The sequence below is a fragment of the Nocardia pneumoniae NBRC 100136 genome (assembly GCF_000308755.1).
Taxonomy (GTDB): domain Bacteria; phylum Actinomycetota; class Actinomycetes; order Mycobacteriales; family Mycobacteriaceae; genus Nocardia; species Nocardia pneumoniae.
In genome coordinates this window covers 121,796-145,319 of the sequence record NZ_BAGF01000152.1, presented here as the reverse complement: position 1 = coordinate 145,319, position 23,524 = coordinate 121,796, and the positions used below count along the sequence as shown (strand labels likewise).

20 protein-coding genes and 1 tRNA gene are annotated in these 23,524 nt (G+C 68.3%); 8 read left to right on the top strand and 13 right to left on the bottom strand.

Annotated features, from left to right (window positions below; translation table 11 throughout):
- Position 1: 1 nt before the first annotated feature.
- A complete protein-coding gene (locus ON34_RS32585; protein ID WP_040787117.1) occupies positions 2–658 on the bottom strand; it encodes an EthD domain-containing protein in 657 nt (218 codons plus the stop codon).
- Positions 659–773: 115 nt separating this feature from the next.
- Here ON34_RS32585 and ON34_RS32580 point away from each other — a divergent pair, with 115 nt between their 5' ends.
- Positions 774–2,249, top strand: a complete 1,476-nt coding sequence (locus ON34_RS32580) for an MFS transporter (protein ID WP_040787114.1) — start codon at positions 774–776, stop codon at positions 2,247–2,249.
- On the opposite strand, the gene ON34_RS32575 is transcribed toward ON34_RS32580, so the two are convergent.
- The 3 genes from ON34_RS32575 to ON34_RS32570 form a co-directional block, all read right to left on the bottom strand.
- Positions 2,228–4,987 carry a hypothetical protein gene (locus tag ON34_RS32575; RefSeq protein WP_040787111.1) on the bottom strand — a complete coding sequence of 920 codons (2,760 nt, stop codon included), beginning with the start codon at positions 4,985–4,987 and terminating at the stop codon, positions 2,228–2,230. The two genes, ON34_RS32580 and ON34_RS32575, sit on opposite strands and share 22 nt — an antisense overlap.
- Before the next feature lie 245 nt (positions 4,988–5,232).
- On the bottom strand, positions 5,233–5,391 hold the full coding sequence (locus ON34_RS36665) for a hypothetical protein (RefSeq protein ID WP_157172565.1): 159 nt from the start codon (positions 5,389–5,391) through the stop codon (positions 5,233–5,235).
- Positions 5,392–5,718: 327 nt separating this feature from the next.
- The gene (locus tag ON34_RS32570) at positions 5,719–5,919 is read right to left on the bottom strand and encodes a hypothetical protein (RefSeq protein WP_040787107.1); all 201 of its coding nucleotides are present in this window, start codon (positions 5,917–5,919) and stop codon (positions 5,719–5,721) included.
- Positions 5,920–6,237: 318 nt separating this feature from the next.
- Here ON34_RS32570 and ON34_RS32565 point away from each other — a divergent pair, with 318 nt between their 5' ends.
- Positions 6,238–7,314, top strand: coding sequence for an Rv2629 family ribosome hibernation factor (locus tag ON34_RS32565; protein ID WP_040787105.1), 1,077 nt, complete (start codon positions 6,238–6,240; stop codon positions 7,312–7,314).
- Between the two features lie 31 nt (positions 7,315–7,345).
- Here ON34_RS32565 and ON34_RS32560 read toward each other — a convergent pair whose 3' ends face one another.
- Positions 7,346–8,032: a PAS and ANTAR domain-containing protein gene (locus ON34_RS32560; RefSeq protein ID WP_051023461.1), complete on the bottom strand. Its 687-nt coding sequence runs from the start codon at positions 8,030–8,032 to the stop codon at positions 7,346–7,348.
- A 205-nt stretch (positions 8,033–8,237) separates the two neighbouring features.
- On the bottom strand, positions 8,238–9,065 hold the full coding sequence (locus tag ON34_RS32555; protein WP_051023460.1) for an SDR family oxidoreductase: 828 nt from the start codon (positions 9,063–9,065) through the stop codon (positions 8,238–8,240).
- Between the two features lie 170 nt (positions 9,066–9,235).
- On the opposite strand from ON34_RS32555, the gene ON34_RS32550 reads away from it, so the two are divergent.
- The 5 genes from ON34_RS32550 to ON34_RS32530 all read left to right on the top strand — a co-directional run bounded on the left by ON34_RS32550 (position 9,236) and on the right by ON34_RS32530 (position 11,804).
- Complete coding sequence (locus ON34_RS32550; RefSeq protein ID WP_040787442.1) at positions 9,236–9,655, top strand: Hsp20/alpha crystallin family protein; 420 nt, start codon at positions 9,236–9,238, stop codon at positions 9,653–9,655.
- Between the two features lie 590 nt (positions 9,656–10,245).
- A complete protein-coding gene (locus tag ON34_RS32545; RefSeq protein WP_040787103.1) occupies positions 10,246–10,458 on the top strand; it encodes an Rv3202a family protein in 213 nt (70 codons plus the stop codon).
- 53 nt (positions 10,459–10,511) lie between these two features.
- Entirely contained in the window at positions 10,512–10,694 is a 183-nt protein-coding gene (locus ON34_RS32540; RefSeq protein WP_040787100.1) for a hypothetical protein, read from the top strand.
- Between the two features lie 152 nt (positions 10,695–10,846).
- Positions 10,847–11,359: a DUF2231 domain-containing protein gene (locus ON34_RS32535; protein ID WP_040787097.1), complete on the top strand. Its 513-nt coding sequence runs from the start codon at positions 10,847–10,849 to the stop codon at positions 11,357–11,359.
- Between the two features lie 31 nt (positions 11,360–11,390).
- Positions 11,391–11,804, top strand: a complete 414-nt coding sequence (locus ON34_RS32530; protein WP_040787094.1) for a hypothetical protein — start codon at positions 11,391–11,393, stop codon at positions 11,802–11,804.
- Between the two features lie 24 nt (positions 11,805–11,828).
- Here the strand turns inward: ON34_RS32530 and ON34_RS32525 are convergent, their stop codons facing one another.
- From ON34_RS32525 to ON34_RS32495, 7 genes are all read right to left on the bottom strand, one after another.
- Positions 11,829–13,436 carry a carboxylesterase/lipase family protein gene (locus tag ON34_RS32525; protein ID WP_040787093.1) on the bottom strand — a complete coding sequence of 536 codons (1,608 nt, stop codon included), beginning with the start codon at positions 13,434–13,436 and terminating at the stop codon, positions 11,829–11,831.
- A 146-nt stretch (positions 13,437–13,582) separates the two neighbouring features.
- The gene (locus ON34_RS32520) at positions 13,583–17,872 is read right to left on the bottom strand and encodes a type I polyketide synthase (protein ID WP_040787091.1); all 4,290 of its coding nucleotides are present in this window, start codon (positions 17,870–17,872) and stop codon (positions 13,583–13,585) included.
- A complete protein-coding gene (locus ON34_RS32515) occupies positions 17,869–18,135 on the bottom strand; it encodes an acyl carrier protein (RefSeq protein WP_040787089.1) in 267 nt (88 codons plus the stop codon). Before ON34_RS32515 ends, ON34_RS32520 begins: the two co-directional genes overlap by 4 nt.
- Positions 18,136–18,165: 30 nt before the next feature.
- A complete protein-coding gene (locus tag ON34_RS32510; RefSeq protein ID WP_040787088.1) occupies positions 18,166–19,830 on the bottom strand; it encodes a fatty acyl-AMP ligase in 1,665 nt (554 codons plus the stop codon).
- 557 nt (positions 19,831–20,387) lie between these two features.
- Positions 20,388–20,738 (bottom strand): hypothetical protein, encoded by a 351-nt coding sequence (locus ON34_RS32505; protein ID WP_040787087.1) that lies wholly within the window; start codon positions 20,736–20,738, stop codon positions 20,388–20,390.
- A gap of 147 nt (positions 20,739–20,885) precedes the next feature.
- Entirely contained in the window at positions 20,886–21,293 is a 408-nt protein-coding gene (locus tag ON34_RS32500) for a hypothetical protein (RefSeq protein WP_085997180.1), read from the bottom strand.
- Positions 21,294–21,443: 150 nt separating this feature from the next.
- Entirely contained in the window at positions 21,444–23,096 is a 1,653-nt protein-coding gene (locus tag ON34_RS32495) for a S8 family peptidase (RefSeq protein ID WP_051023459.1), read from the bottom strand.
- Positions 23,097–23,398: 302 nt separating this feature from the next.
- Here ON34_RS32495 and ON34_RS32490 point away from each other — a divergent pair.
- Positions 23,399–23,472, top strand: a tRNA-Pro gene (locus tag ON34_RS32490).
- The last annotated feature ends 52 nt before the right edge of the window (positions 23,473–23,524 follow it).

The window sequence follows — 23,524 nt, the reverse complement described above, 5'->3', positions numbered from 1 at the left end:
GTCACCGCAGCCGATATCGACTGGTGGGCACGACGTCCAGGTTCCGGTCGCCGCCGAAGGTCGCCACGCTGGTCATCAGCCGGTCGACGCGGCGCGCCAGCTCCGCGTCGTCACCGCCGCTGCCGTAGAAGGCGTGCGGATCGGTGAGCGCCTCGATCGGGAACAGTTCCTCCACGATGCCCGCGATGGCGGGCGCGTCGTCGGTGGCGGGTCCGGTCACGACGTTCTGCACATAGCCGAACGTGGCCTGGGTCTCGATCGCGACGGGCGTGTGACGGCCGCGCCAGCGGTCCAGCCATTCGGCGTGCGGCAGGTCGTCCGGCTTGCGCAGGAAAGCGATGTTCGACAGCCCCGGCGCACGCTCCAGCGCAGCGACCACCGGCGGCGGAATCGGAGTTGCCTCCTCGACGTGCCAACCGGCGACCCGCTCGGCGACCGCGCCGAGCACTCCGGCCGCCTCGGCTGGTCGCGGATCCGCGGTCCACCACACACTGACGACGGCCTGCACCGGCGTGTCGAACGTCGTGATCCGCAGCATCGCCGTCGTGACCGCGGCGTCCGAGACGTTCAGCTGCACAGCGTCCGTCCCGGGCAACCGCGCCGCCAGATCGGCGTGCAGCAGGTCTCGAACGCCCCACAGCGCGAAGATCGTCTTCATCGGCGGACCACCTTCTAGAACACGTTTCACTCGGGACCGAGCCTAGCCCACCGAGACGGTTCGTCGCGGCGGCTCCGGGTAACCGATCGTCAGTCTTTGGCGAAGGTGGTGAGCCGTGCGGACCATATCGACCGATATTCCGGCCAGGCTGGATCGTCTGCCGTGGTCGCGGTGGCACTGGATGATCGTGATCGGGCTCGGGTCGGTATGGATCCTCGACGGGCTCGAGGTGACCGTCGTCGGCAGCGTGGCCAGCCGGTTGTCGGAACCGGGCAGCGGCCTGAACATCACGGCGGCACAGGTTTCCGGTGTCGCGGCGGCGATGTACGTCGCTGGAGCAGGTTCCGGTGCGCTGTTCTTCGGTTGGCTGACCGACAGATTCGGCCGCAAGAAGCTGTTCCTGGTCACCCTCGCGGTGTACCTCTGCGCCACTGCGCTGACGGCACTGTCGTTGTCGATGTGGTGGTTCGTGCTGTTCCGCTTTCTCACCGGCTTCGGCATCGGCGGCGAGTACGCGGCGATCAACTCCGCGATCGACGAGCTGATTCCGCGGCACTACCGCGGACGTGTCGACATCGTCGTCAACGGCACCTACTGGCTCGGCGCGGTCGGCGGTGCGCTGCTGTCCATCGTCGCGCTGAACACCGACCTGTTCGCGCCGGATGTGGGCTGGCGCTTGACTTTCGCGCTCGGCGCCGTGTTCGGGCTGGTCATCCTGGTGGTGCGCAGGCATGTTCCGGAAAGCCCGCGCTGGATGTTCATCCACGGCCACGAGGGCGACGCGGAGCGGACCGTCGCCGCGATCGAACAGCAGGTCCGCGCGGGCACCGGCGCGGCGTTGGACGACGTCTCCGAGCAACGGATCGTCATCCGGCAGCGGCGCACCATCTCCTTCCGCGAGATCGCGGCGGTGATGGTGCGGCATCATCCGCGCCGCAGCGCGCTCGGGCTGGCGCTGTTCATCGGACAGGCGTTCCTCTACAACGCCATCACGTTCAACTACGCGCTCATCCTGTCCAGAGCGTTCGGTGTTCCCGACCACCGGGTCGGCTACTACTTCGCCGTCCTCTGTCTCGGCAACTTCCTCGGCCCGCTGCTGCTGGGCAGGCTTTTCGACACGGTCGGACGCAAACCGATGATCGCGGGCAGCTACCTCGGTTCGGCCGTGCTCCTGCTCGCCACCGCATGGCTCTTCGCGGCGGGCCAGTTGTCCGCCGTGACGCTCACCGCCTGCTGGACCGCCGTGCTGTTCGTCGCCTCGTGCGGGGCGAGCGCGGCGTATCTGACCGTCAGCGAGATCTTTCCGATGGAGACCAGGGCGATGGCCATCGCCTTCTTCTACGCGATCGGGACTGTCGCGGGCGGTGTCGCGGGACCGCTGGTGTTCGCCGAACTGTCCGACGAGGGCGACCCCGGCAGGACCGCGCTGGCGTTCACCATCGGCGCGGTCGCCATGTTCGCCGCGGGGCTGGTCGAGCTGGCGTACGGCGTGCGTGCCGAACGGCGATCGCTGGAGGAGCTGGCCGAGCCGCTCAGCGCGACCCGCGAGCCGACCCGCGCGGCCGCCGCTCAGCCGCGGCCCAGCGGGTAGGGACGGCACTGCGCGGTGTCGGTCGCGGTGGCCCGGCCGCAGCCGTAGATCATCACGGGCTCGGCGGTGGTCGAGGGGTCCCAGATCTGCTCCACACTGAGCAGGCCCACCCATTTGTCGTGCGCCACCCGGCCCGCGTACGCGCCCTGGCTGACCGAGAAATCCAGCACGCCGCTGCTGGATTCGATCACCGGTTGACGCGGCAGATCACGCAGCGCGGCCCACACCGCGGCCGCGCTGATCGGGATCGGCTCGGTCCAGGCGCTGGAGACGGCGGGGGCCAACGCCTGCACGGCCCGCACGAACAAGCCGACCGCGTCATAGGTCAACGCGACGCGCTCGCCCAGCGGATGCAGCTGAACCCGTTGCCCCAAGGGCTTGTCCGTCTCGGCGCAGGCGTTCCAACTGGGTATCTCCGGATCCACGGTGGTGGCGAGGTTGTAGAACTCGACGCGGCTGCGGAATCCCTGGCCCTTGTTCCGGCAGGTGACCAGGCTGGCTTTGGCCACATAGACCAGCGGGCGTGCGCTGTTGGCCGCCCTCCGCCGCTCGGCGCTGGCCATGAACCGGTTCACCGAATCGTCCGCGATCAGCATGACGCGCTGATCGCCGCAGGCTTTGTTGAGGCTCTGCAGGAAATCGGGGAACTCCGAATCCCGCCCGGCGAAGAACAGCACCTGCTCGCAGGCGTCGGTGCCGTCCGCGCTGACGAACGCGTCGCGCAGGTCCCACGACCCGTCCCAGATCGCACGCCCGTCGTCGGCGAGGATGTGCAGGTCCTGGGCCATGTTCTCGGTGTAGAGATCAGTCGGATCGGGGCGGTGGTAGATCCGCACCCCACGCCCGGCCAGCCCGGGAAGGGAGTTCAGATACTGCCTGATCATGTCGGCGATCGCGTAGTTCGGCGCGGCGATCTGGAAATACAGCGGCGAGGACCGCACCATCTCGTCGGCCGACAGGCTCGGCGCCACCATCGGCAGGCCGAGCCCGGTCAGCGCGTTGATCATGGCCAGCGTGGCGGTACGGCTCTGATCGAGTCCGACCGCCCCGACGATGCTCGGCTCGGCGCGGATCAGCGGGTCCAGCAGATCCACGACCTGCTCGCCCTGCAGGTTGGCCGGACCGGTGTTGGCCAGCAACAGCCGGATCAGCGGGACGGTGTCCGGTGTGACCGCCTCCGACGGCGCCACCGATTCGAGCGCGTGGTACTGGGCGAGCGCGAGTCCCTCGATGTCCTCGCTCTGCGCCGGGTAGTCGCCTGGAACACCGGTGAGCTGGCCGAAATAGACGAGCGTGAACAGCGGCCGGGCCGGCTGCGCACGGGCGAGCTGCTCGGCACGCAGATTCTGCCCGTACACCCGCCGCTGCGCCTCCACCAGGCGTCGACTGCCCGGCTCGTCTCCGGCGAACAGGAAGCCGCGACCGCCGGTGGCCGGATCATCGGGATCGTAAGCGCTGAAACCGATGCAGTTGCCGTCCTCGCCCGGCACGACGCGCACCCACCGCACGGCTTCGCCCGCGTCGCACGCGGGCGGCCCCGACCGCCACGGCCGCCACACCGCGAATCCGCCCGCCGCCACCGCGAGCAAGACAACCAGCAGGACGATGCTCATCGACATGGCCCGGCTCGCCCACCACGGCGGCGCGGGCGCTTGGATCCGGCGGAACGGATCCGGCTCGTCATCGTCGGGTCCGGTCGCCGGCACCGCGAACCACAGCTGCCAGGCCCTCGGTCGCTGGCGCTGCCGCGCGACCGGTAGTTCGTCCACCCAGATCTCGTATATCCGCCGCACTCGATACGCCGGTCGCGCGGCCACGTCGGGCGGCGGTGTCCTGGCGCCGATCACCACCAGCAGCGGGTCGTCCTTGCCGGTCTCGTTGCGGATGTCGTTGATCAGATCCACCAGCCGTTGACCGACTTCGGCGTCGAGAGCGCGCAGGACGACGACGGGATAGGTGGTTCGCCGCGCCGCGCCGACGCTCCACCACCGACGGCGGTAGGCCACCCGCAGATCCTCGAGAAACGCGTGCACCAGCAGTTTGGCCAGTTGCTCCGCGTGCTCGTGCCTGCGGGCGCCCTCGGTGAGCCGGTGGGCGAATCCCACGAACTGGCTGGATTGCTCCGGCGCCAGATACTGCTGACGCATGAACCAGCGGAACTCGCGCCCGACGCCGGGGATCCGTCCGCCGGTACGCGCACGGAACACCGCCGTCGGCAACACGATTCGCAACATCCCCAACAGGATGCGTTGCAGCGGCCCCACCGAGTGCTCCGCTTCGCCGAGCAGCTCCTCGCCCCATCGGCCCAGGTTCTCGCGCAGCATCGTCGCCAGCTCGTCGAGCTCGTTGTCGGATTCGAGCTTGCGCGCCATCAGCCATTCGGCCAACCGGTAGCGCCGAAAGGGCAACGGGCGCAACCGCCCGAAACGATCGGCCGACAGCCCCTTGCACAGGCTGTAGAGCAGTTGGCGCAATGCCGTCAACCCCGGCGTCGTGTCTTCCACGAGGGAGCTGCCTTCGGGCAACGGTTGCGGACGCGCCGCATCGACGGTCACGTGCACCGCGCTGCCGAGCGCCGCGGCGAACATCTCCAGGCAGGCCTCGACGTTGGTGCGATCACCGGACAGGCCCACCATCGGCAGTGTCCGTTCGCCGCGCGGCGGCCGCCGCACCAACCAGCGCAGCAAATCTTCGAGCACATCGACTCCCCGGAAGGAGACGACTCTGGTGCCGGACATGACGCCCCCGTGTCCTCCGCCGAATGTGATCTCCCATTCAAGCAGACGCCAAACTCGTTGGCACGCTGGGCCTTCGCCGATTCGGTCTACGTCGACGTACCGGTCATCCGACATTCCGATGACGTGCGCGCCCTACCCGACCGGCACCGCGGTGTTCGTCTTCAGAGTGGCGCTCGACGGACTGGGACACGCCCAGCAGCCCCGCTGACCAGCACATCCATCAGCGAGGGTCGCGCCGGGCCGGATCAGTTGCGGATCGGGTCGGAGGTCGGGGTTCGCGGGCGGGTGATGCGGCGGTGGGCCATGACCTCGGCCCACCAACCGCTCAACGGGCTGGGGTCGGGCCACACGATGGGATCTCGATCGTCGTCGTCTGCGACGCGCGCTTTGGGTTTCTCGATCACGATGACGTTCCTCTGCGCTGAGCTGTATGTGCGGAGGGCCCTCGTGTTCGCGCGGCGCCGGTGGTTCGCGACGGATCGCTTCGAATCGGCTGGTCGTCGAGCAGCGCGGGTTCCTCGCCCGTGGTTCGGACGACCGCACTGTCGGTCCGATATATACAACCATTACCACGCGGAAGGCAGAACAAACCGATCTTTCCGGTTTTCGACAGGTGCCGCCGCAGGGCACCCGGTCCCGCTCCGGGGCACTCGACCAGCAGAAATCCTCACTCGACCGCGGGGAGAAGGGCCGGGCGGCCACGCGCCACCCGGCCCTTCGAGCTCTTGGCGTCAGCGACCGGCGCGGCTGTGCTCGCCTCCGCGGACCTTCGCCTCGGTCGGCTGTGCTTCCGCGCCCTTACGCCCGGCCGCACGGGGATCGGCCGAGTTGCTCTCGCCGAAACTACCGGTGCTGGCCTGGCCGCCACGACGCGCCTGCTCCTCGGTATCCGAACGGTTGCCGAACTGACCAGGGTTCTTCGGGTCAGGCATCGTGGATCCTCCTTCGGTGCGTTGGTACCAAATCGGTGACCGTCGGCGACGGCCACACCGACAGCGCTACCCGAAGCGATCCCGACCAATCGTCGCGAAGCCGAAATTTCTGCGAAAACCGTTCGCGCACAACCGGTACGGCGGCGTGAGTGTGGCACGGAACACGCTCGTGCCTGCACGGACGAGCGCTGATTCGCCCCCGGATACGCGGGTACTCGTCCAGCGTCCCGCTGGTGGCGAACCACCGCGGCTCCGCGCCTCGGAGGCGCGCATCAGCGGCGAGCATATTCGTGCGCTAAGGGAAAACAGGTGATACCGATGGCCGACCTTCGGCGGATAATCGAAAAGCACGGCCCCTTCGCATCGGTCTGTTTCGACAGTTCACACGACACCGAAGACGCGGCGCGTCAACTCGAGCTGCGGTGGAGTTCGATCGACGCCAAACTGGAGAGCAGCGGAGCGCGGCCCCGGATCCGCAGGCTGCTCGCCCAGGAGATCGAACGGCATCCCCCGATGCAGGGACGGTGCGGCAGACTGCTCATCGCCGACGAGACCGAGGTGCTCGCCGACGAGCGACTGCCGAGCCCGCCGGACGCCGAGACCGTCCGGGTATCGCCGCTGCCCTACCTGCTGCCGCTGATCGAGATCGAGTCCGAACAGATACCGCACGTGGTCGCGGTCGTGGACCGGGTGGGCTCGGAGCTCTACTCGCTCGACGAGCACGGCGCCGAATTCGGCGAGGCCCTGCGCGGGGCCGATCATCCGGTGCACAAGGTCCGCCGCGGCGGCTGGTCCCATCGCACGATTCAGCAGCGAGTCGAGAACACCACCCGGCGCAATATCCGCGAATTCGCCCATGAGGTGGACCGCCTGGCCGACACGGTGCACGCGGACGTCATCGTGCTCGCCGGAGAAGTGCAGGCCCGCTCGGAGTTGCGCGCGGAGATCGGCGCGGGGGGACGGGAGGTCATCGAGGCCGAATCCGGCACGCTGGCACCGAATTCCGATCCGAAAGCGCTCGACGCCGAAGTACGCGAGATCCTGCGCCGGGTCGCGACCGACCGGCGCAGGCAGGTGCTCGACCGCTTCGCCGCCGAGCTCGGGCGTCCGGACGGCTTGGCGGTGAACGGGCTCGCCGGAACCTCCAACGCCCTGCGTGCGGCCAACGTGGAACGGATGCTGCTGCACCGCGGAGCGCTGGGCGACCGGCTGGTCCTGGCCGGGACCACACCGAACCCGTTGATCGGCCCCCCGACGGACACCACGGCGGGCGAGATGCGCCGTGCCGACGAGGCGCTGCCGGTGGCCGCCTTGGCGACCGACGCCGCGATCACCGTGGTGGACGACGCGACCGCGCTGCGCGACGGCGTCGGCGCGCTGCTGCGGCACCGGTGAGTCCGGCGCTCGGCGATCGGATCGCCGAGCGTCACCGCTTCGGAACGCGCTCGTGGACGGTGAGCAGCAGGTGGTCGAAGGCGGTCTGCACCTGCGGTGGCGCCGGGGGGATGCGGTCGATCTCGGCGATGATCTGCGCGGCCAGGTCACGAAGCTTGACGTTGGTTTCCTGCGAACGCCATTGCAGCACGTGAAACGCCTGGTCGGCGTTGATCCGATACACGCGCATCAGCACGCCCTTGGCTTGCTCGATCAGCGCGCGCGACTCGACCAGTTTCGGCAGCGTGTCGTCGAGCAGGTCCTGACGTTCCTCGGCGATGGTGGCGGTCAGATCGATGTAGTACCCCGCGGTGCCGACCACGGTGCCGTCCTTGTCGGTCATGGTGTCGCCGAGCACGATGACGTGATGCACCGACCCGCCGGTGTCGATGATGCGGTGGCGGCTGCAGAACGGTTCGGCGTTGCGGACCGACTTCTCGATCGCCTCGGCGACATGCTCGCGGTCCTCGGGATGCTTGTGCGCGAGCAACAACTCCGTCGTCGGCGTCACCGAGTCCGGCGCGTAGCCGTGCATCGCGGCGACTTCGTCCGACCATTCCCACCGCTGATCGCCGAACCAGAACCGGAAGCCTCCCGCGGTTTGGGGCGTGCCCGCCCCCACCACCCGGGCTACCGTTCCTTCGGCCGTGTCCACGATCGGTTCGCCCGATTCGTCCATCGCGTGAGTGTGCTCCTAGCTCCTACTGGGGCTATCAGTGTAGTCCCGCACGCGCGGGCGTCTGGGGCACACGCTCCTGCTCGGCCCGGTAGCACGATCATGCCACCGGACCTTCCGCACCGGGGTGCGATGAACCGGTTTCACCTGTCCGTCGCTCGGCTCCGCCGTCCGATCTCGGGTCGCGTATCCCGACCCCGGCGTAAAGCTAAGGCGTTCGCCACTTCTCGTCCGGCAGCAGAGTGCTGGCCTGCGGGCCCATCAGGAGCATTCCTCCGTCGACGACATACGAGGCGCCGGTGACGTAGCCTGCGGCCGGTGTGGCGAGGAACGCCACCACGGCGGCGACCTCCTTGGCGTGACCGGTGCGGCCCAGCGGCACTCCAGGCCGATACTGCTCGCGCGGATCGACATCTTCTTGACCGGTCATCGGTGTCGAGATCTCGCCCGGCGCCACCGAATTCACGGTGATGTCGTGTTCGGCCAGTTCCAGCGCCAGCACTTTGGTCAACGCCCCGAGTCCCGCCTTGGCCGCGCAGTACGGCGCGGCGCCGACCCGGGGCGCGTGCTCGTGCACGCTGGTGATGTTGATGATCCGCCCGCCTCTGCCCGCGGCGATCATGTGCCGGGCGGCGCGCTGCGCACAGAGGAACGCACCGTCGAGGTCGACCGACAGGACGTGCCGCCAGGTGTCGAAGTCCATGTCCATGACCTTCTGGGCCGAGCCGGTCCCGGCACAGTTCACCAAGACGTCGAGACCGCCGAGTTCGTCGGCCAGTTCATCGATCACGGCGGCGGCGGTCGGCAGATCCGCCAGATCGAGCTGGCGGATCGCGGCGGTCATGCCTCGTTCGCGCACCTGCGCGGCGGTGTTCTCGACCCCCTCCCGGTCGCTGTGGAAGGTGAGCCCGACATCGGTTCCACCGCCCGCGAGGGCGACCGCGACCGCCGCGCCGATACCGGAGTCGCTTCCGGTGACCACGGCCCGCAGCGGCGCGCCCGCGCGATCCTCCGGTAAGGGAGCTGTCGTACGCATGGTCTGCGGCTACCCGGTCGTCCACGGCTCACACCCGCCCCGGTGTCGCGATATTTTTCCGGCCGGACTCTTGCGCCGGACGAAGGTTGGTGCTATAAGAAATCTGTGTCATTTGGCACAGGTTTTCTGATTCGTTCTATGCAGAATAGAGTGAGTTGGAGGTGACGACCATGCTGATGCGCACCGATCCGTTCCGCGATCTGGAACGCTTGACGCAGCAGGTGTTCGGCACGGCGGCGGGGCCGACGGTGCTGCCGATGGACGCCTGGCGCGAGGGTGACCAGTTCGTGGTCGAGATCGACGCTCCCGGTATCGACCGGGACTCCCTCGGCTTGGAGGTCGAAGGAGGCGTCGTGACGGTTCAGGCGCGCCGCCCGGACCTCGGCGTCAATCGGGAAATGGTCGCCACGGAACGCCCACGCGGGGAGTTCAGCCGCGAGCTGTTCCTGGGCGACAATGTCGACACCGAGCATGTCCGCGCCGACTATCGCGACGGCGTCCTCCGCCTCGCGATTCCGCTCGCGGAGAAGGCCAAGCCGCGCAGGATCGAAATCGCTCGCGGCGACGGACGCAAGGCGATCGACGCCTGACCCGTGACTCGAGTGGAGGCAGGTCATGACCGGTCTCGTTCCGCGCTCGCAGTCGCCCGACGACCTGGACGTCTGGTTGCTCGACCCCGATCTCGAACAGCTGTTCGCCGAGGTCGATGCGATCCTGTGCGAAGCCAGAGCACGCATGCGGGGGCCCGCGCACCGGTGGATTCCGGCGCCGAGGCCGCGTCGCGCGAAAGGCCCGCACTCCGTCCAGGACCCGCTGGGGCCGCGTGACCGGCGCCCCGAGACCGGGCGCGCTACCCAGCGTGGTCCTCCGCAGGGACGCAGTCGCAGTTGGGCTGCAAATCGACCAGAGCGATGAAGGGAAAGCGAGGTGATGCCCGCATCAGACCGCTAGAAACGAGTTCCGCGTGATGCCGTCGCCGGCCCTGTACCTGGCGCATTCGAGCACAGCGTGCGACCTGCTCTACGCGCATCGCCACACCTGTGGCATGGCAGGGACGACGGCATCGCTACGCGGGCTCATATGCAGGTACGCCGTTCTTTTTCGCCGGGGAGGAGGCAGCAGGCCCCTCCCCGGCTCGATATCCCGGCCGATCAGCAGCGACAGCGAAAGGAGATCCGTCATGGCCCCGATCCCCTCCAGCAACGACGCCGACTACGCCGAGCAACACACCCTTGTCTGCGCGACCGACCAGGACACCGGATTGGACACCACCGCGCTCACACCGCTGGCCGAACGCATTCGCGCCGCGTTCGACTCCGCCGAAACCACCGACCGCATCGAGCAGTCCTTTCTCACCCCGCTTCCCGATGAGGACTATCCCCTCGCCTACTGACGCTGGCGGTCAGCCACCGATCCCCGACGTTCGTCTCGAATGAAAGGCATCCGATGGCATTCGCGCGACACGCACACCAGTACGTTCTCGTTTTCCTCTCGGCCATCGCCGCACTCGCCGCACTCGGCGTCCCACCCGTCACGTTGCTCGCGCTCTCCGTGCTGGCGGCCTGCGCGATCCTCGCCGTCCCGTTGCGGAACTCCTTCCGTTCCACCACCCGCCACCCGCGAGCATGAACGCGCCGACCGTCCGCTAGCGGCTGACGTCGCGCCTTGACGATCACCGCCGAACTGGGCCGACGCCGATCGTGATATCCGCGGGGCAGTGGGTATTGCCGAGACGTTGTTCGGCACCGCGAAGCACCATCCCGCCCAGTTCGGAGGTTGTCGTGACCAGCGATCCACAACAGGCGAAGCGGCCGGTGAGCGCGCTGCTGGCCGGTCCATATGGACACCCGTTCCATCCGATCCTGGTGACCGTGCCGATCGGCGCGTGGGTGGCCAGCCTGGTGTTCGACATCGGCTCGCGGGTCGTGGACGATCCGGATTTTCTCGCCGAAGGCGCGCTGTGGCTGATCGCGATCGGAGTGGTGGGGGCACTGGCCGCGGCGGCGATCGGGTTCCTGGATCTGCTGGCCATCCCGAGCGGCACCCGAGCGTTCCGGACGGGTCTGCTGCACATGAGCCTGAACCTCGCCATCACCGTCGCCTTCGCGATCGATTTCCTGTGGCGACAGGCGGGTGACGGGCCGCGCGGTCCGGTCGCCCTCGGCCCGCTGCTGCTGTCCGCGGCGAGTCTGGCGGTGCTGGGTGTATCGGGCTTCCTCGGCGGAAAGCTCGCCTACCACTACGGCGTCCGCGTGGCCGACGAGGCCACCCAGACCGCCGGTTTCCAGCGCTGATCCCTAGTCGTTCGGACCGAAAGGAATCGTCATGGCCATCGCGGCATTGATCACCTGGCTGCTGACCGCGGCAGGCGGTTTCGTCCTGCTCACCACCTGGATCTCGAAAGGTGCTACCCGCCAACCGGAGACGACGCAGCTGCCGCCGCCGGTCGTCTTCGGTCACTTCATCCTCGCCGTCGCCGGTTTGATCGTGTGGATCATCTATCTTTTCGCCGACAAAGACGCGCTCGCGTGGACGGCGTTCATCCTCCTGCTCCCGGTGGCCTTGCTCGGCTTGTTCATGTTCACCCGCTGGCTGCCCGTATACCGCGACCGAGCCGCATCCGGCACGCAGGAGGCCGCCGAGAGCCACTTTCCCGTGGCGGTCGTCGCGGGTCACGGCGTTTTCGCGGTGACGACAGTGGTTCTGGTGTTACTGACCGCTCTCGGCGTCGGTGAATGACCTGCGGCCCGGTGGCGCGCGGATTCAGCCCGGAAGCTCGGACCAGAATCCGCACCTGTGCCTGGCGGCGAAGTCGTGCGACATGGTGCTGCCGGTCGCGCGCATGACCAGCACCGCGCCGTCGGAGCTCGGACCATCGGGTTCCGGCCACGCGGACCATTGGGGCGAGCCAGGTCCGTTCGGGTCGCCGGTGTGGGCGAAAGTCGCCCACCATCGCTGCATCTGCCGGGCGAAGGCATCGGACGCGCCGGTCCACGGGATCGGCACGCCCATCAGACTGGTGAACAGGTAGGGCAGTTCGGCGGAATGGAAGGCGCCCGGCAGCACGGGGTCTGCGTCGCCGAATGGCGCCTGGTCGAATTCGTACTGCCACAGGGGATGTCCGGTACCGCTGGCCACGCGGCTGGTGAGCAGCGCCGGACAGGCGAACAGACCGTCGGTGATGACCGCGGATTGAGCGGCGGCGGGTCCGGGATAGCGCTCGACCGGGTATTCGGCGAGGACTCTGTCGGCATAGGCGCCGAATGATTGCCGTACATAGCGTTCGTAGCTTGCGGCATCCGGGATATGACCGCGCGCGTAGTCGGATTCGGCGACGAACAACGCCCCTTCGTTGCTGTTGCTTCCGATGATCAAGGGGATTTTCCGCTCGTCCACCTTCAGTGCGACGTCGAGTGTGCGCGTAACGACGACACCATCGATGCTGGGCACCCAGATGGGCATCGGCCCGTCGAATTGGACGGTCGGCGAATCCAGGAGTTTCGCGGCGGGCAGTGCACGCAAACACGCCAATTGTGTCGCGGGATCGCCGCATCCGACGCTGTCGGCGTAGCGCTGCGAGCGCGCGAAGGCATCCTCGCGGTTACCGGGGACCAGGGGCGACTGGGCGCAGGATCCGCTTTGGACGATGGCTTTGTGGTAGAGGCCGTCGGAGCCGGGTGCGGCCAGATGTGTGCAGACGCTTCCACCACCGGCCGATTCACCGAAGATCGTGACGTTGCCTGGATCGCCACCGAAGGCGGCGGCGTTGTCGCGCACCCACCGCAGGGCGGCTTGTTGGTCCTGGATACCGGCTGTTCCGGTGGCTCCGCCCGACTCCTCGGCCAGTTCCGGTAACGACATGAATCCGAACGGGCCGAGACGGTAATTGGGCACCGCCACGATGACGTCGCCTTCGGCGACCATCCGGGACGGCGCGTCGTATTGGCCGTTGGATCCGGTGACGTAACCGCCGCCGTGGAAGAACACCATGACCGGCAGATCTCCGTCGCGTGCGCCCTCGGGCACGTAGAGGTCGATGGTCAGGCAGTCTTCGCTGGTAGGCCCCATCGGAGGTGTGCCGGGCAGATATCCGTTCTGCGGACACAGCGGACCGTGACCGACGGCAGGCCGGACGCCGGGCCACGGCGCCGGGGGCCGAGGGGGACGGAATCGCGCGTCGCCGCCGGTGGGTGCGGCAAACGGGATACCCAGATACTCGACGACTCCATTCGCGGCGAACCCGGAGATCTCGCCGCCGGTCACGACCACGGTGGGTGGCGCCGACGCGACACCGGGCGCCGGAACGCCCGCGGTCGAGAGGCCGATTGCCGCGATCCCCGCGATCGCGGAGCGCATGATCGAGCGAATCATTGCTGCCGGGTACCTCCGATGCGGTCGCTACGGTCGGCAGCAACGACCTTCATCAGCCCAACAACAAGCCCGATGCTACAGCGGCCACCGGCGCGTCGACGTGCACGGCGCAAGTCTCGGTGGCACTCTCGCAAGCCCGGCGCGGATCAGCTCTCCGAAAGCATGCCGAGTTCATCGGCGAGGATCTTGACGGTGTCGCGAATCTGCTCTTCGGTATGGCAGGCGGTGACGAAGAACCGGAGGCGCGCAAGGTCTTCCGGCACCGCCGGGTACAGGATCGGGTTGACGTTGAGGCCTCGGCGCAGCAGTGCGTTGGACAGCTTCAGCGTCTTCAGCGAGTCGCCCACGATGCACGGAATGATCGGTGTGTCGTGGCTGTCGCCGGTGTCGATCCCCGCTTCCCTGGCCAGGCGCAGGAACAGCCGGGCGTTGCGCCGCAGGCGTTCGAGCGGCTCGCGGTCGGCTCGCAGCTGGCGGATCGCCGCCGCGGAGGCGGCCGCGTTCATCGGCGTCATGCCGACGCTGTAGACGAATCCAGGCGTCGTGTATTTCAAGAAGCGGATCAGCTCCGCACTGCCCGCGACATAGCCTCCGCAACCGGCCAGCGCCTTCGACATGGTGCCGGACCACAATTCGACATCGCCGCGATCGACGCCGAAGTACTCGCCGATTCCGCCGCCGCCTTCGCCGAGCACGCCGACGCTGTGCGCCTCGTCGATCATCAGCAGCGCCTTGTGCTTCTTCTTGATCGCGATGATCGCGGGCAGATCGGGAATATCGCCGTCCTGGCTGTACACGCCCTCGATCAGGATGAGCACCCGCCGGTACTGATGCCGGATCTCGGTGAGCAGCCGGTCGAGTGCGGCGTGGTCGTTGTGCGGGAACGGCCGCCGCGTCGCGCCCGACAGCTTGCAGCCTTGCAGGATGCTGTCGTGCGCCAGGGCGTCGTGGATGACGAGGTCGTCCGGACCGACCAGGTGCCCGATGATCGTGACATTGGTGGAGTGGCCGCCCACGAGCGCGATGGCGTCCTCGGTGCCGAGCAGGGCGGCGAGTTCGGCCTCCAGCTCGCGGTGCACCGGCTTCTCCCCGGAGAGGACCCGGCTGGCCGAGCAGGAACTGCCGTAGCGCGCCACGGCGTCCTGGACGGCCGCGACGACCGCCGGATGGCCGGACAGACCCAGGTAGTTGTAGCTGGAGAAGTTGATCACCGGCTCCCCGTCGATCACCGAGGTGTCGCCGGTGATCCCATCGTTGACGAGGAAGTAGGGATTGGACAGGCCGAGTGCTTCCACCCCGGAGACCCGGTCGGCGATCGCCTTCACCTCCGCGAAGTCGCCGATCCGGTACTCCGGCTCGACGGCGGGCCTGGGTTCGGACGCGCTCGGAACCGTCGCGCTCGGCGTGGCGGCGGGCATCTCGGAACCGGGTGCGCCGACTTGACCGGTGACGTAACCGATCACGTCGCCGAGCGTCGTCGTCCGGCTGAACCAGGCGGGATCGATGGTCAGTCCGGGCAGCCTGCGGATGAGCCCGGCGAACAGGTCGGTCAGCATCAGCGAGTCGAATCCTAGGTCGTCGCTGAGGGTCTGCGCGTCGCGCAGTCGATCGACCGGGAATCCGCTCACCCTGGCCAGTTCCGCGCGGACCACACCGGCCGCGTCCGGCGCGAGGGCCGTTGGCCCGGCCGCCGTCTGCGGGGCGAGCGACTGGGGCGCCACCATTTGCGGGGCGGCCGGTTGCGGCGCGCCGTCTTGCCTCGTGCCCGCCACAAGGCTCGCCAGCACCGCGTTCTGCTCGCGGAAGAACGAAATCAGCTGATCCATGGTCGTTTCCTCGGTAGGGGCGGAAGTCGAACCGACGGTGGGTGGTTCGACCCAGAACCGGTGCTCGGTGCCGAACTCGTACACCGGCAGGCGGCGGCGCACGCGCTGCGCCGGTTCGTACAGCTCGTCCCAGTTCGGGTCGAGTCCGTCGCGGTACAGCGCCGCCAGGGTCTCGGCCAATTCGCCGCCGGTCGCGGCGGGCCCCGGGCTCGGCGCCAGGCAGCGCGCCGCCAGGCCGGGACGCATCCGTCCGACCAGAGCGGCGAGCACGCGGCGCGGACCGACTTCGATCACGTGGGTGGGATCGGTGCCGAGAGCGGCCTCGACGGCATCGCCGAACCGGACGGTGGCACGGATGTGCTCGGTCCAGTACGCGGCGTCCATCGCTTCGTGTTCACCGAGCAGTCGGCCGTGCACGGTCGAGTAGATCGGAAGAACCGGTGCGCGATAGATGCATTCGCGGGCGACAGCCGCGAACCGCTCCAGCATCGGCGTCATCAGCGGACTGTGGAATGCGTGCGAAACGGTGAGTTCCTTGGTGCTCACCGCACGCGCGGTGAGCGCATCCCGAATCCGGCCCACCGCGGCGGCCGCACCGGAGAGCACGAGTTCTCCTGGTCCGTTGACGGCGGCGAGCGCGACGTCCGGTTCGTCCGCGAGCAGCTCGGCGATCTGTTCGGTGGTGGCCCGCACGGCGAGCATCGCGCCGCCGTCCGGCAACCGCTGCATCAGTGCGCCGCGTGCGACGACCAGTCGGCAGGCGTCGTCCAGGTCGAACACCCCGGCCACCGCGGCGGCCGCGAATTCACCGATGCTGTGTCCGATCAGCCATGCGGGCCGGACGCCCGCGTCGGCCAGCGACTTGGCGAGCGCGTACTCCATGGCGAAGATCGCGGGTTGCGCGAGTTCGGTCGGGTCGATGTCGGCGCGCTGGTCGAGCAGCAGCTCGCGCACCGAGCGGCCGAGGTGGGCTGTCATCGCCTGGTCGACCGTCGCGAGGGCGCGCCGGAACAATGGGCTCGCCGAGTCCAACGCCCTGGCCATGCCCGCGAACTGCGAGCCTTGGCCGGTGAACATCCAGCCGACGCGCAGCGGCTGCGCGACACCGTATTCCAGCTCGCCTCGCAGACGTGCGATCGCGTCGTCGCGGTCGGCGGCGACGATCGCGAGCCGGTGTCGGTCCGACGCCTTGGCGCGATTGCTGGTCCAGCAGTGCTGCGCGAAGCGATCCGGCGGCACGGCCGCCAACGACTCGGCCATGCGATGCGCGTTGCGCCGCAGCCCGACCGTGTCGTTCGACGACAGGGTGAGCACACCGACGCCGGACGACGCGGGAGATGCCGTCTCGGGTGCACTACCGAGCACGATGTGGGCGTTCGTGCCGCCGATGCCGAAGCTGCTGACACCGCCGTGCGCGGGCCGCTCCAGCGGCATCGGTTCGGCGAGCAGCCGCAAGCCGTGCTGTGCCATCCGCAGCCGGGGGTTCTCCTGGTCGGCGAACCTGGACGGCGGAACGACCCCGTGGTGCAGCGCGAGCGCGGCCTTGATCAGGCCCGCGACACCGGCGGCTCCCTCGGTGTGGCCGAGATTGCCTTTGATGGAACCGATTCCGCAGGGACGCACGCGGTTCTTCGCGTGCAACTGCCCGAGCGCCTTGACTTCGATCATGTCGCCGAGCACTGTTCCGGTGCCGTGCGCCTCGAGGAAATCGACCTCCTCGGGCAGGACCGCGGCCCGGTCGCACGCCTCGCCGATCACCTGCTGCTGCGCCCAGCGGTTCGGTGCGGTGATGCCGTTGCTTCGCCCGTCGGAGTTGACCGCGCTGCCCTTGATCACCGCGTAGATCGGCAGGCCCGCGGCCTGCGCGTCGGCCAGCCGCCGCAGCACCAGCACGGCAACGCCCTCGCCCCGCACGATGCCGTCGGCGTTGCCGCTGAACGGTTTGCACCGCGCGTCCGGCGCGGAGAGCCCGGCTTGGGTGTAGAACACCCCGACGGCCGGGGTGAGCACGAGGTTGACGCCCCCGGCGATCGCCTGGTCGCATTCTCCGGAAGCCAATGCCGCGCACGCGAGGTGGATCGCCACCAGCGAGGACGAGCAGGCGGTGTCGACCGCGATGCTCGGGCCCTTCAGGTCGAATTGGTAGGACAGCCGGTTGGCGGTCATGAAGTATCCGTTGCCCGAGCCGTGCTGCGGCGTGATCGCCGCATAGTCGCTCATCTGCAGGTTGGCCCACTCGTTGGCCATCACCCCGACGAAGACCCCGGTCCGCGAACCGGCCTCGCCGCGCGGATCGAGGGTGGCGTCCTCGAGCGCCCGCCAGGTGGTCTGCAAGAGCAACCGCTGTTGCGGGTCCATCGCCTCGGCTTCTCGTGGGGTGATGCCGAAGAACTCGTCGTCGAACGCATCGGCGTCGTCGATGAATCCGCCGCTGCGGGTGTTGATCGTGCCGGGCGCACCGGCCGGGTCGTGGAAGTCGTCGGCGTTCCAACGGTTTGCCGGGACGTCGGAGATCACGTCGCGTCCGTCGATCAGCAGCTGCCACAGTGCGGCCGGATCGGGTGCTTGCGGGAATCGGCAGTCGAGGCCGACGAGGGCGATATCGGTCATGCGGCCAGGGCGAATTCGGCCGCGATATGAGCGGCGATGTCGGTGATGGTGGGGTAATCGAAGACCAGGGTCGGATCCACGTCCAGCGACCACTGGTCCTCGATCTCGCCGCACAGGTTGACCGCCGAGACGGAGTCCAGGCCGAGCTCGGCGAGCGGGACCGCGGGATCGACCTGGTGCGGTGCGCGTTCGGTGTAGTCGGCCACGCGCTCCACGAGCCAACCCTGGATGGTTGCCGGGCAGGTAACGGCGGTGCTGAACATGTTCGGGCTCCTCGACGGGGTATCGGTCGGTCAGGCGGTCAGAGATCGGCTCAGCGCCGGTTCGAGATCTTCGTGCAGGACGCCACCGACGCGGTCGCACAGGAACGCTTCGCGCATCGAGCCGCGTTGGACCTTGCCGCTGGTGGTGCGGTGCACCGATCGTGGTTCCAAGAGAACGACATTCGGTGCGGCCACCTCGAATCCGCGGGCGACGGCCTTCTTGATCGCCGAGGACAGCTCGGCGAGCGTCGCGCCGTCTTGCCGGTCCGTCTTCACGCCCTGCAGCACGACGAGTCGCTCCCGTCCTTCCGCGTCGACGGAGACGGCGACACCGGCGGCGGCGAGCGCCGGATGCAGTTCGCGGACCAGCTCTTCGATGTCCTGCGGATAGATGTTGCGGCCGTTGACGATCAGCAGATCTTTGCTGCGGCCGGTGACGAACAGCTCGTCCTCGTGCAGCAGGCCGAGATCGCCGGTGCGCAGGAACGGGCCCTCGGCGCCGATGTACGCGTCGAAGGTCTCGCGGGTCGCCTCGGGACGGTTCCAGTAGCCCGCCGCCACGCTGTCACCGCGAATCCAGATCTCGCCGACCTCGTCCTCCGAAAGCTGCTGCCGCGTGCGCGGGTCGACGATGCGGATGTCCAGACCGCGGGCGGCCCGGCCACAGCCGACGAGCCGGGTCTCGCGGCCGAGATCCAGGTAGACGGGCGCGGCGGCGATGGATCCTGCGCTGGCCAGCAGCGTCACCTCGGCCAGCCCGTAGGCAGGCAGGAAGACGGTGGATCGCAGGCCGGCGGGCGCGAAACGCTCGAGCACGGCCGCGATCGTCCGTTCCCGCACCGGCTCGGCGCCGCTCATCACGATGTCGAGGGTGCTGAGATCGAGTTCGGCCACCTGCTCATCGGTCACCCGGCGGGCGATCAGGTCATAGGCGAAGTTCGGTGCGGCGGTGAAGGTGGCCCGGTAGCTGTCGATGACCCGGAGCCAGCGCACCGGACGCTTGAGAAAGGTGGTCGGCGCCATGAACACCAGGTTCGCTCCGACGTACAACGTCCCGAGCAGCGAACCGATCAGGCCCATGTCGTGGAAGTGCGGAATCCAGCTGACCCCTGTCGCGGCATCGGTCAGCCCGATCGAGGCGATGGCGGCTTGGTTGTGCATGAGGTTGCCGTGCGTCACGACGACGCCCTTGGGGGTACCCGTCGAGCCCGACGTGTACTGGAGGAAGGCGATGGTCCCCGAGTCGATGTCGGGCATCCGCCACGCGTCCGGGTCGCCGAGCGGACCGTCGGTCGCGGCGACGACCTCGCTGGTCGCGGCCGCGACAAGGGGCTGGACGTCGCGGGTGGTGAGGATCAGTCGCGCCCCGGAGTCCACGATCATGCCCGCCAACCGCCGGGTGCTGCGCTCATCGTGCGGCAAAGGCGCGGGAACGGCGATCACGCCCGCGTACAGGCACCCGAGAAATGCCCGCAGGAACGCCAGCCCGTCGTGATAGAGGAGGACGACCGGCTCGGCCGATTCCGGACGGTCCGCCAGCCAGGCGGCGACAGCCCTGGCGTCGCGGTCGAGTTCGAGATAGGTGAGGACCTCCTCGCGAAGCTCGCGCCCCGCCTCGTGAAGGTAGGTGTAGGACCTGGTTTCCCCGTATTCGAAAATTTGCTGCCTTACGTGGTGAACGTAGCTCGGCTGCATCTCGTGGTTCCTCGGTAGGGACGGCGTTTTGGGTCAGCTACTACTGTCTGCCGTCCACAACCTCGAAACCAGGCACCTCAGGGATCATCCAGCAAACCCTAGGGGTGGGCACAGTCCCACCCTTGGTGTGCGGTGGGGCCGCGTCATGTCGCTGGGCTCCGCGCACCGACACCCACAGGCATGGCACCCTCGCCTGCGTGGAGGACGGGGCGCGCCGATACACGAGCGTGTTCGCAACCTACTCAGCCGCCGCGCGACCACTTGTCATTGGCGCGGGCCGCTCTTGCCCGCGCCGACCTCCGCACACATCTGCGCCCTTGGAGAGATTTGCCCAGACCAGAACCGGCACTGTTTGCCAAAGGACGGCGGCAAGGGCGGCGTCCTACGGCTTCGCGGACCGAGATTCCGGCCCTCGCAGCGGCGGGGTGATCGAGTCAGGATGCGCCGAGCCGTCAACTCGGCAGGGGCCTCACCGACCTGCTCGCCAAGTGTTCTGCTGCGGTAGCGCCCCAAGAAGTAGCCGGGCAACACACATCGCGGTTCCCGACGGACGCCCCTTACTGCGGCGGCCGCTCAGCGGAGCGCAAGGTGGCGCCCGAGGCCGAGGAAATGGCGAGCGCCAGACAGCGCAACTCCCCCGGGATCAGCACCGATCGGATGGCACCCTGGAAACATTCCAGCATGGCGCCGTCGGACCACCGCACGTCGTAGCGGTACCAGCAGCGTCCGTGGCTTCGACCACGCTGGATATCGCGTTCGGTCCGCACGGCCAGCTCGATCAGCGCGGCAGTGACCTGGCTCGGCTCGCCCGCGCTGGCGATCTTCCACCACGGCTGGCTGAAATACCCTGGCTCGGAGATCTCGACCAGGTACAGCAGAGGCATCCCCACGGCGTCGGAGGCGGTCATACCGCACAGAGTGCACCAAAACGGACTGGACGGACAGGTGAAACGCCGAAGGTGTGCCGAGCCGCGACATATCGGTTCGAGCCCTGACCTGCCCGGCAGCGGTCGTGCCGCAAGCCAGCCGGGCTCGCGCTGCCGCCGTCCCCACCGCTACGACCCGATGCGGTCCAGTAGCCAGCGAGGACCGACCGTCTTCGCCCCGATCGCCTCGACACGGTCACGGAGACCGCGATCGGCCGTCACGACTGTGATCGGACGATTGCCGTTCGCCGCGAACGCCGCGGCCACCACACCGACTATCGCGTCATCTCCCGAACCGTCCGCCTGCACGACACGCAGGTCGGCGAATTCCGGATCCGACGCACCGGCGACCGCGGCCTTCGCCGCTCCCTCCAGCACGACGATCAACTCGGCCGGTTGCTCCAAGCGCTCTTCGAGCCCGGACATTTTCGTGAGCAATCGCCGTGCCGCACCGGAACGATCGCGCCACCATCCATCGGGGCGCGAGCCGACGACATTCGCGGCGTCCACCACGATCAGCTGATCGCTGTCCTGCATCACCTACTCAGTCTCTCCCGGACCAACAGCCGAGGAACGCGGACACACGCCGCGACCCGCCGTGGGACACGTCGGCCGCATTACGGAGTAGCGCCTCCCCTACTCCCGCCTCACCTGACACCTGTCCTGACCGGTTCGGCGGACGGCGGTTCAGCGCACCGGCAGCGGACTGGGCACCGCGGGCCGGGCCGCTCGAACCGCGGTGAGCGCGTTGAGTCGGCCGTACCCGTACTTGTCGCTGTGCCCGTCCACGCCGTAGCGGCCGCCCTGCGGATCGATCTTGTCGCAGGCCCCTTTCAGCAGGTTCTTGACCTCGTGCCACCTCAGATCCGGATTCACCGACAACACCAGAGCCACCACGCCCGCAGCTCCCGGGCAAGCGCTGGAGGTGCCGCCGAAGTCGTTGGTGTAGTTGCCCGCTCCATCGCCCGACTGGGGATCGCCCGGGTTGTAGCCGTCGCGGCCGCGCCGGTCGACCGTCCAGATGCCCGGAGTGAGCGGGGCCGGATGCCCGAACGGCCTGTGCCCGAAGTCGCTACTGGGGAAGGCGCACCACACCGCTTTCCCGAAATCGCTGTACACACTGCGTTTTCCGGTGTCATTGCAGGCCGCGACGGCGATGACCTTGGCGAAACTGGCGTAGCCGTCGTTGTCGACGGACTCGTTGCCGTTGCCCGCCGCGAACAGCACCACACAACCCTTACCGCCGCGTCCGGTGGTGACGGCGTGTTCGATGGCCAACCGCGTGCTCGCGGGCAGCGGCACCACCTTGTTGTGCAGCGAGTCGTTCGGCCGGAACCACGCGCCGTCCGGCGGACCCCAACTGCACGAGATGACGTCGGCGCCGTGATCGGCGGCCCACACGAAGGCGCGCGCCTCAGCCTGCGATCCGAGGCCCGAGGCGAGCCGGATCGGCATCAGCGCGGCCTCCGGCGCCACTCCCGACGCCCCCGCCTTGCCGTTCGCGCACGCCACACCCGCGCACGCCGTGCCGTGGTTCTCACCGCGGTCGGGGCCGGTGCCGAACATGTCCTTGGGCCGCGGATCGTTGATCTGCATGGTGACGTCGCGCGGCGCGACCACCTTCCGGCCACCGCTGAACTCGGGATGGTCGATGTCGACACCGTCATCGATGATCGCGATCGTCACCCCGGCCCCGCGCGTGACGGTGTGGGCCGCTTCCACCGCGGCGTGCGCGTCGACCGGCACGCCGCCGATCACCGTCTTCTTCAGGTGCCACTGCTGCGGGAAGATCGCCTTGCGGGAACGGCGCCGGATCAGCTCCGGGTGGCAGTACTCGACGTCGTCGCGACTCAGCAGCGAATTCGCGATATCGAACACCCGCTGACCGGTGCCCTCCGGCGCCGCGGTGAAATAGGCGTTCGTCGCATACGTGACCACCTCTTTGACCCGCAGACCCGCTGTCGCCAAGACGTCCAGACAATGTTCGTGATCGACCCGGTCGACGAACTTCACGAAGATGTTCTCCGTGTACAGCACCGGCTCCTCGGTACCCGGATCCACCAGCACACGCCCGGCGAACCGCACCTCCGGCGCCTCGTTCAGCACGGGTTTGCGTTCCTCCACCGAAGCCCCCGCGGGCAGCCGATACACCTCCACCCCCGCCTCCGGGAAGGCCTGCACCAATGTGGCGTCATCGAGCTCACCGGCCAGCGGCGTGGCCACCGACCCGGTTTTCCGCCGGATCCCACGCCCACTATGGGTCCGCACCACGATCAGATCCGGACTCTCCTCGAGCTCGAACCCAGGATCATCCTTCGTACCGAAATTCACCGTGGGCACCGTGATCTCCTTCCCCGCCGACCGAGCACCAGCATGAACCTAGCCCCCACAACCACCCAAATCCCGAGTAGCGCGGTACTCGCTATTCGTGCTCGGCGCACGCCCCGGATGGTGATGACACAGCCGCACCTCACACGGGTGACGGCACACGCCCACCCAGCCGCCCGCACCCTCCTCCTCGGCCCCGACCGGCTGGCGCACTCCCCCACCGGGACCACCGTCCCGAACCCTCTCTGACTAGGCGATTAGCTCCCGTCCCGGCTCGTGCGGTAATCTCTTCGAGCACCGCGAAGCGGACGCAACGGGCTGTGGCGCAGTTTGGTAGCGCACTTGACTGGGGGTCAAGTGGTCGCAGGTTCAAATCCTGTCAGCCCGACACCGGAAAACCCCTTCCGACCTGCATCGGAAGGGGTTTTCTCATTCAGCAG

Excerpts from the sequence above, each read along its gene's own strand:
- ON34_RS32585 (WP_040787117.1), bottom strand. The coding sequence starts at position 658 with ATGAAGACGATCTTCGCGCTGTGGGGCGTTCGAGACCTGCTGCACGCC.
- ON34_RS32575 (WP_040787111.1), bottom strand. The coding sequence starts at position 4,987 with ATGTCCGGCACCAGAGTCGTCTCCTTCCGGGGAGTCGATGTGCTCGAA.
- ON34_RS32570 (WP_040787107.1), bottom strand. The coding sequence starts at position 5,919 with ATGCCTGACCCGAAGAACCCTGGTCAGTTCGGCAACCGTTCGGATACC.
- ON34_RS32565 (WP_040787105.1), top strand. The coding sequence starts at position 6,238 with ATGGCCGACCTTCGGCGGATAATCGAAAAGCACGGCCCCTTCGCATCG.
- ON34_RS32560 (WP_051023461.1), bottom strand. The coding sequence starts at position 8,032 with ATGGACGAATCGGGCGAACCGATCGTGGACACGGCCGAAGGAACGGTA.
- ON34_RS32555 (WP_051023460.1), bottom strand. The coding sequence starts at position 9,065 with ATGCGTACGACAGCTCCCTTACCGGAGGATCGCGCGGGCGCGCCGCTG.
- ON34_RS32550 (WP_040787442.1), top strand. The coding sequence starts at position 9,236 with ATGCTGATGCGCACCGATCCGTTCCGCGATCTGGAACGCTTGACGCAG.
- ON34_RS32545 (WP_040787103.1), top strand. The coding sequence starts at position 10,246 with ATGGCCCCGATCCCCTCCAGCAACGACGCCGACTACGCCGAGCAACAC.
- ON34_RS32540 (WP_040787100.1), top strand. The coding sequence starts at position 10,512 with ATGGCATTCGCGCGACACGCACACCAGTACGTTCTCGTTTTCCTCTCG.
- ON34_RS32530 (WP_040787094.1), top strand. The coding sequence starts at position 11,391 with ATGGCCATCGCGGCATTGATCACCTGGCTGCTGACCGCGGCAGGCGGT.
- ON34_RS32525 (WP_040787093.1), bottom strand. The coding sequence starts at position 13,436 with ATGATTCGCTCGATCATGCGCTCCGCGATCGCGGGGATCGCGGCAATC.
- ON34_RS32520 (WP_040787091.1), bottom strand. The coding sequence starts at position 17,872 with ATGACCGATATCGCCCTCGTCGGCCTCGACTGCCGATTCCCGCAAGCA.
- ON34_RS32515 (WP_040787089.1), bottom strand. The coding sequence starts at position 18,135 with ATGTTCAGCACCGCCGTTACCTGCCCGGCAACCATCCAGGGTTGGCTC.
- ON34_RS32510 (WP_040787088.1), bottom strand. The coding sequence starts at position 19,830 with ATGCAGCCGAGCTACGTTCACCACGTAAGGCAGCAAATTTTCGAATAC.
- ON34_RS32505 (WP_040787087.1), bottom strand. The coding sequence starts at position 20,738 with ATGACCGCCTCCGACGCCGTGGGGATGCCTCTGCTGTACCTGGTCGAG.
- ON34_RS32500 (WP_085997180.1), bottom strand. The coding sequence starts at position 21,293 with ATGCAGGACAGCGATCAGCTGATCGTGGTGGACGCCGCGAATGTCGTC.